At 72.2% G+C, this 13,277-nt stretch carries 14 protein-coding genes; 4 read left to right on the forward strand and 10 right to left on the reverse strand.

The window, feature by feature from the left end; translation table 11 throughout:
* Nucleotides 1-29 precede the first annotated feature (29 nt).
* From ACTFTM_RS28800 to ACTFTM_RS28820, 5 genes are read right to left on the reverse strand one after another with little or no spacing between them, the layout of a single operon-like run.
* Nucleotides 30-1,538 carry a complex I subunit 4 family protein gene (locus tag ACTFTM_RS28800; protein ID WP_449563467.1) on the reverse strand — a complete coding sequence of 503 codons (1,509 nt, stop codon included), beginning with the start codon at nucleotides 1,536-1,538 and terminating at the stop codon, nucleotides 30-32.
* A complete protein-coding gene (locus ACTFTM_RS28805; protein ID WP_449563468.1) occupies nucleotides 1,535-3,469 on the reverse strand; it encodes an NADH-quinone oxidoreductase subunit 5 family protein in 1,935 nt (644 codons plus the stop codon). The genes ACTFTM_RS28800 and ACTFTM_RS28805 overlap by 4 nt, the downstream gene beginning before the upstream one ends.
* Nucleotides 3,466-3,813, reverse strand: a complete 348-nt coding sequence (nuoK, locus tag ACTFTM_RS28810; RefSeq protein WP_449563469.1) for an NADH-quinone oxidoreductase subunit NuoK — start codon at nucleotides 3,811-3,813, stop codon at nucleotides 3,466-3,468. The genes ACTFTM_RS28805 and nuoK overlap by 4 nt, the downstream gene beginning before the upstream one ends.
* A complete protein-coding gene (locus ACTFTM_RS28815) occupies nucleotides 3,810-4,361 on the reverse strand; it encodes an NADH-quinone oxidoreductase subunit J family protein (RefSeq protein ID WP_449563470.1) in 552 nt (183 codons plus the stop codon). The genes nuoK and ACTFTM_RS28815 overlap by 4 nt, the downstream gene beginning before the upstream one ends.
* Nucleotides 4,362-4,386: 25 nt before the next feature.
* Nucleotides 4,387-4,995 carry a NuoI/complex I 23 kDa subunit family protein gene (locus tag ACTFTM_RS28820; RefSeq protein ID WP_449563471.1) on the reverse strand — a complete coding sequence of 203 codons (609 nt, stop codon included), beginning with the start codon at nucleotides 4,993-4,995 and terminating at the stop codon, nucleotides 4,387-4,389.
* On the opposite strand from ACTFTM_RS28820, the gene ACTFTM_RS28825 reads away from it, so the two are divergent.
* Nucleotides 4,985-5,356, forward strand: coding sequence for a Uma2 family endonuclease (locus tag ACTFTM_RS28825; protein ID WP_449563472.1), 372 nt, complete (start codon nucleotides 4,985-4,987; stop codon nucleotides 5,354-5,356). The two genes, ACTFTM_RS28820 and ACTFTM_RS28825, sit on opposite strands and share 11 nt — an antisense overlap.
* Here the strand turns inward: ACTFTM_RS28825 and ACTFTM_RS28830 are convergent.
* Complete coding sequence (locus ACTFTM_RS28830) at nucleotides 5,337-5,768, reverse strand: ester cyclase (protein ID WP_449563473.1); 432 nt, start codon at nucleotides 5,766-5,768, stop codon at nucleotides 5,337-5,339. The two genes, ACTFTM_RS28825 and ACTFTM_RS28830, sit on opposite strands and share 20 nt — an antisense overlap.
* Before the next feature lie 136 nt (nucleotides 5,769-5,904).
* Between ACTFTM_RS28830 and ACTFTM_RS28835 the strand changes: the two genes are divergently transcribed.
* Entirely contained in the window at nucleotides 5,905-6,921 is a 1,017-nt protein-coding gene (locus ACTFTM_RS28835; protein ID WP_449563474.1) for a glutathione S-transferase family protein, read from the forward strand.
* A 291-nt stretch (nucleotides 6,922-7,212) separates the two neighbouring features.
* Here ACTFTM_RS28835 and ACTFTM_RS28840 read toward each other — a convergent pair whose 3' ends face one another.
* Together ACTFTM_RS28840 and ACTFTM_RS28845 are read right to left on the reverse strand one after the other, a co-directional pair.
* The gene (locus tag ACTFTM_RS28840; protein ID WP_449563475.1) at nucleotides 7,213-8,175 is read right to left on the reverse strand and encodes a complex I subunit 1/NuoH family protein; all 963 of its coding nucleotides are present in this window, start codon (nucleotides 8,173-8,175) and stop codon (nucleotides 7,213-7,215) included.
* Nucleotides 8,175-8,969 carry an NADH-quinone oxidoreductase subunit C gene (locus tag ACTFTM_RS28845; protein WP_449563476.1) on the reverse strand — a complete coding sequence of 265 codons (795 nt, stop codon included), beginning with the start codon at nucleotides 8,967-8,969 and terminating at the stop codon, nucleotides 8,175-8,177. The genes ACTFTM_RS28840 and ACTFTM_RS28845 overlap by 1 nt, the downstream gene beginning before the upstream one ends.
* Before the next feature lie 102 nt (nucleotides 8,970-9,071).
* Between ACTFTM_RS28845 and ACTFTM_RS28850 the strand changes: the two genes are divergently transcribed.
* Nucleotides 9,072-10,118 (forward strand): glucose 1-dehydrogenase, encoded by a 1,047-nt coding sequence (locus tag ACTFTM_RS28850; RefSeq protein WP_449563477.1) that lies wholly within the window; start codon nucleotides 9,072-9,074, stop codon nucleotides 10,116-10,118.
* Between the two features lie 5 nt (nucleotides 10,119-10,123).
* On the opposite strand, the gene ACTFTM_RS28855 is transcribed toward ACTFTM_RS28850, so the two are convergent.
* Complete coding sequence (locus tag ACTFTM_RS28855) at nucleotides 10,124-11,440, reverse strand: DUF2252 domain-containing protein (RefSeq protein WP_449563478.1); 1,317 nt, start codon at nucleotides 11,438-11,440, stop codon at nucleotides 10,124-10,126.
* Nucleotides 11,441-11,615: 175 nt separating this feature from the next.
* Here ACTFTM_RS28855 and ACTFTM_RS28860 point away from each other — a divergent pair, with 175 nt between their 5' ends.
* Entirely contained in the window at nucleotides 11,616-12,539 is a 924-nt protein-coding gene (locus tag ACTFTM_RS28860; protein ID WP_449563479.1) for a hypothetical protein, read from the forward strand.
* Between the two features lie 59 nt (nucleotides 12,540-12,598).
* Here the strand turns inward: ACTFTM_RS28860 and ACTFTM_RS28865 are convergent, their stop codons facing one another.
* Nucleotides 12,599-13,159, reverse strand: coding sequence for an NADH-quinone oxidoreductase subunit B (locus tag ACTFTM_RS28865; protein ID WP_449563480.1), 561 nt, complete (start codon nucleotides 13,157-13,159; stop codon nucleotides 12,599-12,601).
* Nucleotides 13,160-13,277 lie beyond the last annotated feature (118 nt).

A 13,277-nucleotide genomic window follows, 5' to 3' on the forward strand; every position in this document is an offset into this window, starting at 1 on the left:
CGCCCCCGGTCGCGGCACGCTTCTCGTCCTCACCTGTGGATCACCTCGACGAGAGCGTCGACGGGCGCCTCGGCGACGCCGAGGACCAGCGCCGGAACCAGACCGATCGCCAGCGCGAGAAGCACCAGCGGCACCCACGCGGTCAGCTCCGCGCCGGCCAGCCCCGCGCCGACGCCGCCCACCGACGGGCTCGGCCGGCCGTGGGTGACCTGACGCAGCAACCGCAGGAAGTACGCGGCCGTGAGCGCGCCGCCGACCGCCGCGAGCACCCCGAGGGTCAGCCACAGCGGACCGCCCACCTGGATCGCCGCGACCACCGCGAACGCCTCCCCCCAGAAGCCGGCCAGCCCGGGCAGGCCCAGCGAAGCGACGGCCGCGAACGCCAGCAGACCGGCCAGCCGGGGCGCGGTCTCCCGCAACCCGGACAGCTCGGCGAGAGCACCCGTGCCGGTGCGGTCCTTCACGGCCCCGGCCAAAAAGAACAGCAGGCCGGTGATCACGCCGTGCGCGACATTGCCGATCAGGGCCGCCTGAACGCCGGTGGCGGTCAGCGTGGCGACGCCCAGCAGGACGAAGCCCATGTGACCAACGCTGGAGTACGCGATGAGCCGCTTCACCTCGACCTGGGCGAGGCAGACCAGCGAACCGACAAGGATCGCGGCGACCGCCAGCACGCCGAGCGCCGGTGCGGCCCAGCGGGCGCCCTCCGGGGCCACCCCCACCGCCACCCGGATCAGCCCGTACGTGCCCATCTTGAGCAGCACCCCCGCCAGCACCACGCTGCCCACCGTCGGGGCCTGCGTGTGCGCGTCGGGCAGCCACGAATGCAGCGGCCAGAGTGGACTCTTCACCGCGAACGCGAGCGCGAGCAGCGTGAACGCGCCCAACTGGGTGCCCCGGGACAGCCCGGCGCCGCCGGTCAGGGCCACGATGTCGGCGGTTCCCGCGGCGGCGACAACGACGTACACGCCGACCAGCAGCAACACCGAACCGACGAGCGTGTACAGCACGAACTTGCGGCCCGCCCGACGCCGGTCGGCGCCGCCCCAGCCCGCGATGATCGCGTACATCGGCAGCAGGACGACCTCGAAGAAGAGGAAGAACAGCACCAGGTCCAGGGCGAGGAACGTGCCGAGGATGCCCACCTCGACGACCAGCAGCAACGCCACCAGCGCCCGGCCGCTGCCGCCGTCGGGCACCCGCCACAGCGAGTACGCGCAGCAGAGCAGCGTGAGCAGCGCGGTCAGCACCACCAGCGGCCAGGAGATGCCGTCGACGCCGAGGTGGAAGCGCAGATCCAGGCCGGACGCCCAGGGCAGGTCCACCTGGTGCCAGGGGCGCACCGCCGGCGTACCGGCCGACCACGCGAACCAGCTCCGTCCACCGGACACCAACGCCACGGCGGCCAACAGGGTCAGCGCCGCCGCGACCGTGCCGACGATCCGCGCCGCCCGGTCCCGGGGTGTCGCCGCCACCGCGACCGCGCCCAACGCCGGCAGCACCAGCACGGCGACGAGCAGCACCTGCCCGAACGTCATGACACCACCCCCAGCACGGCGGCGGCCAGACCGATCAGCAGCGCGCCGGCCAGCACACCGGCGGCGGCCCGGGGCAGCGCCGCCCGGTGCAGCGCGGCCAGCCCGGCCCCGAGGCCCGTGGCGGCCTTCCCGCTGCCCTCCACGACCCCGTCCACCACCACCTCGTCGGCGGTACGCGCGAGACGGGCGAGGGCCCGGACGGGGCGTACGACAAGGGTGTGCTGGACGTCGTCGAGCCGGAACGCGCGGGCGAAGACCGGCCGCAGCGGACCCAGCGCGGTCGCCGGATCGGCGGCCCGGTCCCGACGCCAACGCGCCCACACCAGCCCCGCTCCCACCAGCAGCAGCGCCAGCGGCAGCAACAGCCCCGGCCCGACGTGAACCAGGCCGTCCTCCGCGCCCGCCACCGGCACGGTGGCGAACCGCAGCCGGTCGGCGAACGCGCCGACGAACCCGGCCAGACCCAGCAGCGCGGCCGGCACGGCCAGCAGCAGCACCGGCCAGCGCAGCACCGCGGGCGGGTCGTGCGGGTGGAGCAGCGGCAGCCGGGGCTCGCCGAAGAAGGCCCGCAGCAGCAGTCGACCCGCGTACCAGGCGGTGATCGCCACACCGAGCAGTCCGGCCAGCCAGACCAGCCAGCCCACCCACGACGGCGCGGGACCGGTGCCCTCCAGCGCCGCCGACTCGGCGACCGTCAGCACGCCGTCCTTGCTCCAGAAGCCGGCCAGCGGCGGCACCCCGGCGAGCGCGCCGAGACCGATCACCGTGCACCAGAACGTCACCGGCATGCTCCGGCGCAGCCCGCCCATCTCCGACATCAGCGTGGTGCCCACCGCGTGGATCACCGCGCCGGCGGCGAGGAACAGCAGAGCCTTGAACGCGGCGTGGGTGAGCAGGTGGAACAGCGCCGCCGACGGCGAGCCGACGGCCAGCGCGCCGGTCATGTAACCCAGTTGGGAGACGGTCGACCAGGCCAGCACCCGCTTGATGTCGTCCTGGGCGGTGGCGGCGAGCGCCCCGAGCAGCAGGGTGATCGCGGCGAGCACCCCGAGCACGGTCAACGTCACCGGAGCGGCCGTGAACAGCGGGTAGAGCCGGGTCACCGCGTACACCCCGGCGGCGACCATGGTCGCGGCGTGGATCAGCGCGGAGATCGGCGTCGGGCCGGCCATGGCGTCCGGCAGCCAGGTGTGCAGCGGGAACTGCGCGCTCTTGCCGGCCACACCGGCGAGCAGCAGCAGACCGGCGGCGGTCAGGGTCGCGCCGGAGTGGTCGTGCGCGAGCACGTCGGCGATCCGGAAACTGCCCGTCGACACGCCGAGCAGAACGATGCCGAGCAGGAACCCGACGTCACCGACCCGCGTCACCAGGAACGCCTTCATGGCGGCGGCCGGCGCGCCCGCCAACCGGCGGTCGTGGGCGATGAGCAGGTACGAGCAGAGGCCCATCACCTCCCACCCCACCAGCAGCATGATCAGGTCACCGGCGACCACCACCAGCAGCATCGCCCCCGTGAAGAGACTGATCTGGGCGGCGTACGGCGGGTAGCGGTGGTCGACGTCGACGTCGTCGTGGGGGCCGCGCCGCAGGTAGCCGATCGAGTACACCTGCACGGCCAGGGCCACCGCGGCGACCGCCACCGCGACCAGCGCGGCGGCGCCGTCCAGGCGTACCCCGAGGGTCACCGCCAGCCCACCGATGTCGACCCAGGTCGTCGACGTCTCCGTCGGACCGTCGACCGTCACCAGCAGGGCCACGGCCAGAGCCAGCGCGCCGGCGGCGCCGGCCACGCCGATCGTCACGGCCACCGTCCGCGCCCGGTCACCGCCGACCGCGCCGCCGGGCTGCCGCGGGGCCGGCGGCAGCAGCAGGCCGAGCAGGCCGGCGAGCAGCGGTACGGCGGGCAGCGCCGCCCCGAGCAGCCCGGTCACCGGCCCGCCTCCGCGTCCCCGGCGACGGTCGACGCCGCCGGTTCGGTCAACGCGACGTCGTCCACCGCCACCGTGGACCGCAGACGGTAGAGCTGGAGCACGATCGCCAACCCCACCCCGATCTCGGCGGCGGCGAGCACGATGACGAACAGCGCGAACACCTGCCCGGAGTGCGGCAGCACCGCGCGGGCCGTGGTGTCCGCGGTGACCAGGATCAGGTTCACCGCGTTCAGCATCAGCTCAACCGACATGAGCACCAGCACGGCGTTGCGTCGACGCAGCACGCCGTACACGCCGAGGCCGAACAGCAGCGCGGCGGTGACGTACGGAATGACCGGCCTCACCGACGCCCCCCGGAGGCCAGTTCCTCCACCGGCGTGGGCGCGTCCTCGGTACGGCGGCCGATGTCGGGTCGGGACAGCACCACCGCGCCGACCAGGGCGGACAGCAGCAGGACGGAGAGCACCTCGAACGGCAGCACCCAGGAGGCGAAGATCTGCTCACCCAGCCGCTCCGCCGTACCCGCGTCGGGCAGCGCGACGGTGCTCCACCGGTACGCGTCGACCAGCAGCACGCTCAGCCCCAGCCCGGCGCCGCCACCGATCAGCGCGGCGGGCCAGCCGGGCCGGTCCAGGTCGTCGGACGCCCCGATCGGAGCCCGGGTCAGCATCACCGCGAACAGCAGCAGCACCACCACCGCGCCCACGTAGATCAGCACCTGGACCCAGGCGACCAGCTCCGCGCCGAGCACCAGATAGTCGCCGGCCAGCGCGCCCAGACAGACCACCAGGTAGAGCCCCGCCCGGACCAGGTGCTTGGTGGTCACCACCAGCACACCGGCGCCGACCGCAACCGCGCCCAGCGCGAGCAGCAGCAGATCCGCGCCGGTCACCGGGCCGCCCCCGCGGCTCGGGCGGTCACGACGCCGGGCCCTCGTCGCCGGGGCGTACCGCCGGTGGGATCGACCGCGCGGCCTTGCGCGCGGCGGCGGTCTCCTCCTTGGCCGGCTCGCCGTTGGGATCGTGCGCGGGTGGCGGCGGAACCGTCGCCATCCACTGGCCGAGGTGGTCCTTGTCGTGCAGCAGGTCCTTGATGTCGTACTCGGCGTACTCGAACTCCGGCGACCAGTAGAGCGCGTCGAACGGGCAGACCTCGATGCAGATGCCGCAGTACATGCAGAGCGAGAAGTCGATGTCGAACCGGTCGAGCACATTGCGCTGGCGGGGGCGGGCGGCGCCGGGCACCGCCACCTCCTCCTTGTGCGAGTCGATGTAGATGCACCAGTCCGGGCACTCGCGGGCGCAGAGCATGCAGACCGTGCAGTTCTCCTCGGACAGCGCGATCACTCCACGCGAGCGCGGCGGCAGCTCGGGGGCGACGTCCGGGTACTGCTGGGTGGTCGAGCGGCTGGTCATCGTCTTGAGGGTGACCGCCAGCCCCTTCACCAGGCCGGCGCCGGGCAGGCCGCGCTCGCTGGCGCCGCCGGCCGGAACGCCGTGCTCGCTGGGGTCGGTCATGTGGACCATCCTGCCCTGTGGCCCCGGCGCGCGCGACCACCACCCACAGGTCGGCGGCGGTACCGTGGTCGCGGGGAGAACGACGCACCTGAGGTACGAGCCGCACGAAGTGGTCGTCGCCATCGAGATCGTCTCGCCGAGCACCCGCTCGATCGACCGCGTGTTGAAGCCGGCGCTGTACGCCCAGGCCGGCATCCCCTACTACTGGCGGATCGAGACCCTGGGTGGCGACCTGGAGGTCGTGACGTACCGGATCGACGCGGTGAACGAGGTCTACACCGAGACCGGGCGGTGGACGAAGTTCGTCGACACCGGCGAGCCGTTCCCGATCAACCTGCCAGTCGACCGGATCAGGCCGAGGAGCCGCTGAGCCCGCCGGCCGGCGGCACCATCTCGACGCCGAGCTGCTGGAGGAGCTGGAGCAGCTCGTTGCAGCTCCACACCTCGATGATCCGGCCGGCGGTGTCGAAGCGCAGGAACGTCGCCCCGGAGTAGCTGACCACCTGCCCGGTCGGCGGCACCGGCCCGAACTGCCCGGCGTGGGTGCCGGCGGCCCGCCAGTGCACGGCCACCCGCTCACCCGCGGCCACCACGTCGACGATCTTGTAGCGGAGGTCCGGGAAGGCGGCACGGCGCTCGCGGTGCCAGGCCAGCGTCGCCTCCGGACCCGTCCCACTCAACCCCGGACACCCCTCGGCGACCAACTCGTACGCCGACTCCTCCCGACGCGCGTTCCACACGTCGGCGATGAAGCGCCGGGCCGCCGTCTCCACATCCGTCATGACGGCAGGGTAGCCAAGAAGGAGCCGCCTCCGGCCAGCACCGGAGACAGCCGAGGTTCGCCCGCGCCGAGCCGGAGCCCCGGATTTCGGCGAGGATGGGCGGTGGAGGGCAACCGGAGCGGGAAGGGCGGACGACGTGGCGCAGACAGGCGGGAAGTACGTCGAGCCGGGTGGCGAGTTCACCCGGGATCAGCGGTACATCGCCACGCGGATCACCGCCGACGGGCGGGACGGGTATCCGGTGGAGCCGGGCCGGTACCGGCTGGCCGTCAGCCGAGCCTGCCCGTGGGCCAACCGCCTCGTCATCGTGCGGCGGCTGCTCGGACTGGAGGACGCGATCTCAATGGCGATCGCCGGCCCGACCCACGATGCCCGGAGCTGGACCTTCGACCTCGACCCGGGTGGGCGCGACCCGGTGCTCGGCATCGAGCGCCTCCAGGAGGCGTTCTTCGCGCGCTTTCCCGACTACGAGCGGGGCATCACCGTGCCGGCGATGGTGGACGTACCCACCGGGCAGGTGGTGACCAACGACTACGCGCAGATGAGCCTGGACCTGTCCACCGAGTGGGGTCCGTACCACCGCGAGGGCGCCCCGCAGCTCTACCCCGAGCACCTGCGCGAGCAGATCGACGAGGTCAACGACGTCGTGTTCCGCGACGTCAACAACGGCGTGTACCGGTGTGGGTTCGCCGGCAGCCAGGAGGCGTACGACAAGGCGTACCACCGGCTGTTCGACCGGCTGGACTGGTTGACCGAGCGGCTGACCGACCAGCGGTACCTGGTCGGCGACACCATCACCGAGGCCGACGTACGGCTGTTCACCACGCTGGTCCGCTTCGACCCCGTCTACCACGGGCACTTCAAGTGCAACCGGCAGAAGTTGAGCGAGATGCCGGTGCTGTGGGCGTACGCCCGGGACCTGTTCCAGACCCCCGGTTTCGGCGACACGATCGACTTCGACCACATCAAGCGGCACTACTACGAGGTGCACCGCGACATCAACCCGACCGGGATCGTGCCGCTCGGCCCCGACCTGTCGAACTGGCTCACCCCACACGACCGGGAGAAGCTCGGCGGCCGCCCCTTCGGCGAAGGCACCCCACCCCCACCCCCCAGGGAACCGGTAGACCCGACCCACACCCCCCTCCGCTAACCCCCGCGCCCCCTCGCCCCCCTCGCCCCGCCGCCCCGCCGCCCCCCTCGCCCCGCCGATCTTGCACTTTCTGTCGTCGATTTGCGCAACGTGCTCCTTATGTCGCCGCAGTAAGTGCAAGATCGCGGACGACCACCGCCCGACCCCGTCGATCATGGAGTTGTGGTGCCAGGTTTGAGCACTCACGGGTGCTTTGTCCCCACCACAACTCCATGATCGACGGGGCGGGGGCGGGGGCGGGGCGGGGGCGGGCGCGGGGCGGGGGGCGCGGGCGCGGGGGGGGTGGGGTGTTTACAGGGCTACTCGGACTGTGGCGGTCAGGACCAGTTGGGCCAGGGAGGCGGGGACCAGGACCAGCCAGCAGAGGCGTTGGAGTTGGTCCTCGCGCAGGCGGGGGTAGGAGACCCGGAGCCAGATGATCACGAAGGCCACGGCGAAGATCTTGAGCAGTGTCCAGAGCCAGCCGAGCTGGTCGTCGGCGAACGGCCCCTGCCAGCCGCCCAGGAACAGCACGGTGGTCAGCGCGGCGATCACCACGATGCCGACGTACTCGGCGAGTAGGAAGAACGCGAACCGCAGGCCCGTGTACTCGGTCATGTAGCCGAACACCAGCTCCGAGTCGGCCACCGGCATGTCGAACGGCGGCCGGCGGATTTCGGCCAGCCCCGCGACGAAGAAGATGATCATCGCGGGTGCCTGCCACACCAGCCACCAGGGCTGCCACGCCGCGACGATGCCGGACAGGCTGAGCGTGCCCGCCGCCATTGCCACCGACGCGGCGGCCAACACCAGCGGCAGCTCGTAGCCGAGCAGCTGGGCGGCCCCACGCAGCCCGCCGAGCAGGCTGTACTTGTTCGCCGACGCCCACGCCGACATGAGCACCGCCACCACGCCGATGCCGACGACGGCCAGCACGAAGAACAGGCCGATGTCCAACGGTTGCCCGACCAGGTCGTTCGGGCCGAGCGGAATGACCAGCAGCACCAGCAGGTAGGGCACCAGCGCCACGGCGGGGGCCAGCCGGAACACCGCCCGGTCCGCCTCGCGCGGGGTAATGTCCTCCTTCTGCACGAACTTCACACCGTCCGCCACGAGCTGCGCCCAGCCGTGGAAGCCGCCCGCGTACATCGGGCCGAGTCGACCCTGCATGTGCGCCATCACCTTGTGCTCGGCCTGACCGACGAGCAGCGGCAGGGTCAGGAACGCGACCACCACGCCGCCGACCCGGAGCACCAGCTCCACCCAGAGCGGCATCAGGCCGTACCCCCGTCGTCGTCGCTGTCGTCGCGCGCCGCCGGGTCCGCGACCGGCCCGGGCCGCGCGGACCCCGCCGGGCCGTCGGCGGCGCCGGCAGCCCGGGGAGTACGCGCCGGACGGGCCCCCGGCGCGGGCCGCGCCGGACGGTCACCGGCCGGTCGGGCCGGGGTACCGCCGCGCGGCCCCTCCCCCACGCCACCCGCGCCGGCCGGGGTGGGCGTCGTCCCCCACTCGCCCGGAGCGGGCACGCCCGGCGGGCGGATCGGTCGACGACCGCCGCCGGCCTCGGACTCACCCGGTTCCTTCGCGCCCGGCCAGGGTTTCGCCACCCGGGAGGCGAGCACGAACTCCTTGCGCAGCGGATTGCCCTCGAACTCCGGCGGCAGCAGCAGCGGCCGCAACTCACCGTGCCCGTCGAAGCCGATGCCGAACATCTCGTGGGTCTCCCGCTCGTGCCAGGCGGCACCCGGGTAGATGTTCACCACCGAGGCCACCGTGGGCGCGTCGCGGGGCACCCGGGTGCGCAGCAGAACGCCGTGCCGCAGTCGCGTCGACCAGAGGTGCGCGACCACGTCGAAGCCCTCGGCCAACTCGTCGACCGCCGACAGCCAGTCGAAGAAGTCGCAGGCCAGCTCGGCGTCGTCGCGGGCGGCGCGGACGGCGGTCGACCAGCTCGCCGGAGGCACGTCGACGGTGGCCCGGGCGAACCGCTGCCCGCCGGAGACCGACGCGGTCACCTCGACCGGCGCGAGCAGCGCGACCAGTCGAGCGCCGACCTCTTCAGACGTCATGCCGCTGATCCTAGGTGCCGACCCGGCCCGCGGTCCGCGACCGGCCTCCGTGATCTGGCGGCTTTACCGGCGGTGGTCCCGTCGGAGGGGAAAGATGAGGGCGTGCGCGCTGTGACGGTGAAACCCGGGGTCGCCAACTCGCTGAGCCTCGTCGATGATCAGCCGGAGCCGGCGTCCGAGGAGGGCGCTGTCCTGGTCCAGGCGCTGGCCGTGGGCATCTGCGGCACCGATCACGAGATCATCGCCGGCGACTACGGCGAGGCGCCGCCGGGCGCGGACCGCCTGGTGATCGGGCACGAGTCGCTGGGCCGCGTCCTGGAGGACCCGACCGGCACCCTGCAACCCGGCGACCTGGTGGCCGGAATCGTCCGGCATCCCGACCCGGTGCCCTGCCCCAACTGCGCGGTCGGCGAGTGGGACATGTGCCGCAACGGCCAGTACACCGAGCACGGCATCAAGGCGCTTCCGGGCTTCGCCCGCGACCGCTGGCGGATCGAGCCGCAGTTCGCGGTCGCTCTCGATCCGGTGTTGGCCCAGGTCGGCGTGCTGTTGGAGCCGACCAGCGTGGTGGCCAAGGCGTGGGACCACATCGAACGGATCGGACACCGGGCCGAGTGGCAGCCGCGGACCGTCCTGGTGACCGGGGCCGGGCCGATCGGGCTGCTGGCGGCACTGCTCGGCACCCAGCGCGGACTCACCGTCCACGTGCTCGACCGGGCCACCGACGGGCCGAAGCCGGAACTGGTCGCCGGACTGGGCGCCACCTACCACGCGGTGCCGGTCAACGACCTGCCCTTCGAGCCGGACGTGGTGATCGAGTGCACCGGCGCGCCCACGGTGGTCCTGGACGTCATGTGCAAGGCCGCGCCGAACGGGATCGTCTGCCTGGCCGGGGTGTCCAGCGGCGGCCGGAGCATCGACTTCGACGCCGGGGCGCTCAACCGGGCGCTGGTGCTGGAGAACAACGTGGTGTTCGGCTCGGTGAACGCCAACCGGCGGCACTGGAACATGGCCGCCCAGGCTCTGTCCCGCGCCGACCAGGTCTGGCTCTCCTCCCTGATCACCCGGCGGGTGCCGGTGAACAGGTACGCCGACGCGTACACGCCCGGGCCGGACGACATCAAGGTGATCCTGGAGTTCGCCTCCTGAGGGCCCTAGATCCCCGGCAGCCGCCCGTTGCGGAACAGGTCCACGAAGAGCTGGTGATCCTGTCGGGCACGCACCCCGTACGTGTGCGCGAAGTCCACGAGATGGGTGACGAACCCCGACTCGTCGGCGTCCACCGCCGCGACGATCGCCTCCTCGGTGGAGTAGTCCACGAGGTCGTGGCTGGACTCGTCGTCGGCGACCGAGTGCATCCGGGCGACCGCCCGACCCAGGTCGGCCAGCACCCCGGTCAACTCGTCCGGCTCGTTGACGTCGGCCCAGTCCAGATCGGCGGCGTACGGGGAGACCTCGGCGACCAGTTGGCCCGCCCCGTCCAACTCGGTGTAGCCCAGCCACGGGTCGGCGTGCGCCTGCAACGCGCGCTGTGACTCGGCGGTCCGGTGCCCCTGGTGCTGGAAGTAGCCGGCCACCGACTCGTCGGTGCTGTAGCGAGCCACCGCCGGGACCTGCGCCTGCTTCATGTAGATCACCACGTCGTTCTCCAGCGCCTGCGTGTGCCCCTCCAACAGCAGGTTGTACGACGGCAGCCCCGCCGAGCCGATGCCCACGCCCTTGCGCAGCACCACGTCCTTGATCCGGGCGGCCCCCGGACGCAGCCGGGCCGTGGCGGCGGGCAGGGTCCCCAGGTACTCCTCGAAGGCGGCGAGCACCCTGTCCCGGGTCGTGGAGTCGACCTCGAAGATGCCGTCGGTGACGGAGAACCGCCGCTCGTAGTTGTCGACGGTGGTCTGCGCGGCGAGCAGGTCGACCCTCGTGTTGAGGCGGGCCTGCTGAAGCACCCGACGCAGCACCCCGTCGGCGTTGTCCAGGGTGATCGAGCCGATGGCGTCGTCCCCGCCGGCGGCGATCGCGCGCAACTCGGTCAGATAGGCGCGGGCGAAGCCGGTGACCAGCTCGTCGATCACCGTGTCGGAGAGGGCCTTGCTGTAGGCGAGCAGCGCCACGCTGGCCACGAACCGCCGCAGGTCCCAGGTGAACGGCCCGACGTACGCCTCGTCGAAGTCGTTGACGTTGAACACCAGTTGCCCGGAGGCGTTCATGTACGTGCCGAAGTTCTCCGCGTGCAGGTCGCCGTGGATCCACACCCGGCCGGTCCGCTCGTCGAGGAAACGGTCGTCGGCGAAGTCACCACGCTGGTCGGCGTAGAACAACGCGGCGCTGCCCCGGTAGAAGGCGAACGGCGACGCGGCCATCTTGCGGAACTTACGGCGGAAGGCCGCCGGGTCGACCGCCATCGAGGCGCCGAACTCCGCGTTGAGCACGTCGATGATCTGATCCGAGCGCTGGTCTCCTGAGCTGCTCATAGTCGGCAGGCTAGCCGGCCGGGTCCACAACGGGGTGGCAGAACGGGAATCCATCGACGATGCTGTCTGCGCCACGCGCGGGGGCCCGGACACCACGGTCACATCGACCGATCGCTGCTGCCGTGGGCGGCAGCAGGTCCCTCGCCGGGCGTCGACCACGGAGGACCTGACACACATGTTCCGAAAAACGGGGACCCTGCTCACCGCCGCACTGCTCGGCCTGACCGCCACGGTCGGTTGGGCCGGACCGGCCGCCGCCGCGCCGACGGACGCGGCCGACGCCGCCAGTTTCTCGGTGAGCCGCCTGGTGCTCGAGCCGACCGAACGCGGCTACCGCGGCACACTCCGGGTGACCATCACCAACAACAGTGCCAGCGCCGACTACTTCTTCTTCCAGATCCGCGAGCCGGTGGCGGCCTCCTTCTCCGGCGGCGTCGAGTCGCACTGCGACCCGGACGGCGAGTCGGAGGGACGGTTGGTCCGCTCCTGCGGCCTGCCCGGCGGTGGCGAACTGGCTCCGGGTGAGAGTCGTACCGCCCCCGTCGAGTTCCAGGTGCTGACCACCCCCCGCGACTATCCGATGATCGCGGGGGGCGGACTCGTGACCGTCAACTCGTCGGCGTTCGGGTCGCTGGGAACCGCTCAGTTCAGCGCGCGGTTCCGCGCACTGACGGGTGCACTGAGCCACCCGCGGACGTACGTGCAGGACACCCAGCCGGATGCCTCCATCGAGTTGGCCGGGCCGGTGACGGACGGCCCGGAGAACACCCGGCGGGTGCCGGTGCGGGTCCGCTACGCCGGCGACGCCCCGAACCTCGGTCTCCGGGTTCGAGCCGCCCCCCTGCCCGCCGGCTCGATGATCCTGTACACCGAGCCCTTCGACGGCCCGGCGTACAGCGACAGCGCCTTCGTACCGGGCGGACAGATGATGGCCGGGGAGGAGCGCGCGATCGCGCTGTTCATCAGTCGGCCGACCGACCCGGGGGACGAGTCGGGTCTGATCAACCTGGAGCTGTCGACCGACTGGGTGCAGACGCCCGCGGACGTCGACCCGAGCGACAACACGGTCACCTTCAGCCTGGCCCTGCCGACCAGCTGACCTGACCCGCGGTCGGCCGCCACCGGGAACAACTCCGGGTGGCGGCCGATCCGTCGATGTCACACGGGTGGGCGTACGGGTGGGGCGGTGAGGGAGTCGACCGAACGCGGGGCACTGGCCTCGGCGGGTGCGGCGAGCAGGTCCCGCTGCGGCACGCCGCCGATACCGGACTGCTCGGCGGCGATCTTCTCCTGAAGGCGCAGGATGCCGTGCAGCAGCGCCTCCGGGCGGGGCGGGCAGCCGGGCACGTAGACGTCGACCGGGATGAGCTGGTCGACACCCTTGGTGACCGAGTACGAGTCCCAGTAGGGGCCACCGCAGTTGGAGCACGCGCCGAACGAGATGACGTACTTCGGCTCCGGCATCTGGTCGTAGAGCCGCTTGATGGCCGGGGCCATCTTGTCGGTCACCGTGCCGGAGACGACCATGAGGTCGGCCTGTCGGGGGCCGTGGGCGAACGGGATCACGCCGAGCCGGATGAAGTCGTGCCGGCCCATGCTGGTGGCGATGAACTCGATCGCACAGCAGGCCAGGCCGAAGTTGAACACCCAGAGCGAGTAGCGGCGCCCCCAGTTCAGCACGAACCGGATCGGCTCACCGAGCACTGCCGGTAGCTGCACGGACGTCCCCTCTCCTCACCCCACAGTGAATCACAGCCGGCTGTCACGGACCGGACAGGCAACCCCACCGGTCCGACCGCAACCGGCAGGCGCAGCCGAGTGTGTGACCGGTGCTGGC

The organism is Micromonospora sp. RB23 (assembly GCF_053585025.1).

Coding starts and splice junctions, on each gene's coding strand:
- ACTFTM_RS28830 (WP_449563473.1), bottom strand. CDS start 5,768: ATGACGGATGTGGAGACGGCGGCCCGGCGCTTCATCGCCGACGTGTGG.
- ACTFTM_RS28840 (WP_449563475.1), bottom strand. CDS start 8,175: ATGCCGCTCTGGGTGGAGCTGGTGCTCCGGGTCGGCGGCGTGGTGGTC.
- ACTFTM_RS28820 (WP_449563471.1), bottom strand. CDS start 4,995: ATGGTCCACATGACCGACCCCAGCGAGCACGGCGTTCCGGCCGGCGGC.
- ACTFTM_RS28825 (WP_449563472.1), top strand. CDS start 4,985: ATGTGGACCATCCTGCCCTGTGGCCCCGGCGCGCGCGACCACCACCCA.
- ACTFTM_RS28855 (WP_449563478.1), bottom strand. CDS start 11,440: ATGAGCAGCTCAGGAGACCAGCGCTCGGATCAGATCATCGACGTGCTC.
- ACTFTM_RS28845 (WP_449563476.1), bottom strand. CDS start 8,969: ATGACGTCTGAAGAGGTCGGCGCTCGACTGGTCGCGCTGCTCGCGCCG.
- ACTFTM_RS28800 (WP_449563467.1), bottom strand. CDS start 1,538: ATGACGTTCGGGCAGGTGCTGCTCGTCGCCGTGCTGGTGCTGCCGGCG.
- ACTFTM_RS28860 (WP_449563479.1), top strand. CDS start 11,616: ATGTTCCGAAAAACGGGGACCCTGCTCACCGCCGCACTGCTCGGCCTG.